The following is a 2,227-nucleotide window of genomic DNA, read 5'->3' on the forward strand; positions in this document are numbered from 1 at the left end:
AGTTGATCTTCACCCAGGCGGAGACGGTGTAGTCGCCGAGGGTGTTGACCGCGCTCTGCTTGCTCTTGAGGAAGCCGGTGCTGCCGTCGAAGGCGACGCTGCCGGACATGCCGCTCGGTGCGTCCGTGGTGAAGGTGGCGCTGCCGGTCGCGGTGAGCGGGTTGAGGGAGGCGACGTCGGTGCCATTGGCGGTGAGTTTCCAGTCGTCCTCTGGCATGCCGTTCTGCCAGCCGCTGGGGACGATCACGCTGCCTGCGTTGGCGTCGCTCGCGGTCATGGCGTAGGGGTAGACCTGGACGTCCGAGACGGAGCCAGGGAAGGCGTTGTACGGGGAGGTGGCGGCGGGGTCGTTGACGCAGCCGCCGATGGTGAGGGGCATGGAGGAGTCGTACTGCGGGGTGAGGTTGGTGGCGGTCCCCATGAGGGTGCCGTTTTGGTAGATGGCCATGACGCCGGTGCTGTCGTCGCCGTCGACGGGTGCGGTGTAGGTGACGAGGAGGTGGGTCCAGGTGCCCAGGGCTCCGGTGCCGGCGTCTCCTTCCGCGGTGGGGAAATCGGCGCTGTCGTCGTTGGTGGTCGTGGTCTGGAACATCCAGCCTTGGTTGCCGCGGTCGTAGCCGAGGTAGAACGCTTGGTGCTGGCTGGTGCCTTCGCAGATGGCGGTGGCGGGTCCGGTTGCCGAGTCGAGTTTCACCCAGGCGGAGACGGTGTAGTCGGCGAGGGCGTTGACGGCGGTGTGGTCGCTTTCCAGGAACCCGGTGCTGCCGTCGAAGGAGGTGGCGGCGGCGGGGGCGTTGACCGCACCGGGTCCCGCAGCGTTGGATGTCGCGCTGCCGACCACCGCGAACGGGTTGTCGCCGCGCTGGTCGGTGGTGTCGGTGGCCAGGTCCCATTCGTTGTCGGGAGTGTCGCTGCCGGTGGCGACCGGGACGATCAGGTTCGGCGTGATGGCGATTGTGTCAGGGTTGTTCGTGTCCTTGAGGTAGCGGGCGGCTAGCTCGTCGTAGTAGGTGCTGGAAGGACTGCCGTTGGACAAGTCGGCGGCTTTGACGGTGGAGGACGTTGCCGTGCCATCCGTGGAGACTGCCCCGGCGAAGTCGATGACTTGGCCGTCGAAGAGTTCGGACAGCTGGCTGTTGACCTGCTCGCGTGCGGCTTCCTGAGTCGCTGTGCCTGGGTGGGCGGCGGTGAATGGCGGGATCGTGGCGATGTAGACGGTGATGTTGGAGTTCTCCGTCGCTGCTTGATGGCCGTCGTGGGGCCGGCCGTCGTCGGTGTAGTACGACATGAGCTGGCTGTTGAGTGAGGTCAGCCCGTTCTCGACGCTTGTGGCGCAGGCGTCGGCAGTACCGGTGCAGTTGAGCAGGTCACTGGCACCGGTGGAGACCAGGACTGTACGGACGTTGCCCTGGGCCAGGACGTTGCGGTCCAGTGGATTGAGTGCGTTCCTCGGGGTGCCGCTATTGGTGATCTGAGGTAGCAGGTTGTTGCTGAGACTGTTGCTGTTGGATCCGGCGTTGAGCACGCCGTAGTCCACGGACTCGTCTCCGTTCGAGTCGTTGACGAGGGCGTTGGCGATGGCGTCGCTGAGGTGGTGCTGACCGTCGTTGCTCGCGGTGTCCCCGTTGACGCTCTGGTCCCCGTAGAGGACCAGCGAGCCGGTAGGAACGGCGGTAGGGGTGGTGACGTCGATTCCGGTCACGTAGGGCAGGCCGGTGAACGACGTCTGTGTGTAGTTCGCGGCCGAGGTGTCGAGCGTACGGTTGGCCGCGTCGGAGCTGATCCACACGGGCGTCTGGGCAGTGGCGTGACCGGCGAGGGCGGTGACCGAGCCGTGCACCTGCAGGCTGACCAGCACGGTCGCCTGCTGTGCGACGACCAAGGTCACGGGGTCACTGGTGACGTCCGCGCCTGCGGGGATGGTGACGGACGCATGCCCGCCGAAGGCCAGCGCCGTGGGCCCTGCGGCCGTGGTGGCGGCACCGCCCGCGGTGGTGTCCTGCAAGGCTACCGAGGCAGCGTCGAAGGTCACTGGTGTGGTGCCCAGGGCGTTGGACAAATGGATACGGACACCGTTGCCGGTGTCCGTACCGATGCTGACGTGAGCCGGGATGCGCAAGGTCTGCCCGTTGGCGACGGCGGAGCTGCCCCCGGACTGCTGACCCGCTACACGCTGCGCGCGGCCGCCCTGCACGACCCCGACCCGGTCACCGCCCTGACCACCCTC

At 67.1% G+C, this 2,227-nt stretch carries 1 protein-coding gene; it reads right to left on the reverse strand.

Annotation, left to right across the window (positions count from 1 at the left end; genetic code table 11):
- The coding region (locus tag ABZ646_RS45410; protein WP_360533311.1) for a LamG-like jellyroll fold domain-containing protein at positions 1-2,005 on the reverse strand (2,005 nt) is incomplete at its 3' end.
- Positions 2,006-2,227: the final 222 nt, after the last annotated feature.

The organism is Streptomyces sp. NPDC007162, assembly GCF_040634175.1.
Taxonomy (GTDB): Bacteria; Actinomycetota; Actinomycetes; order Streptomycetales; family Streptomycetaceae; genus Streptomyces.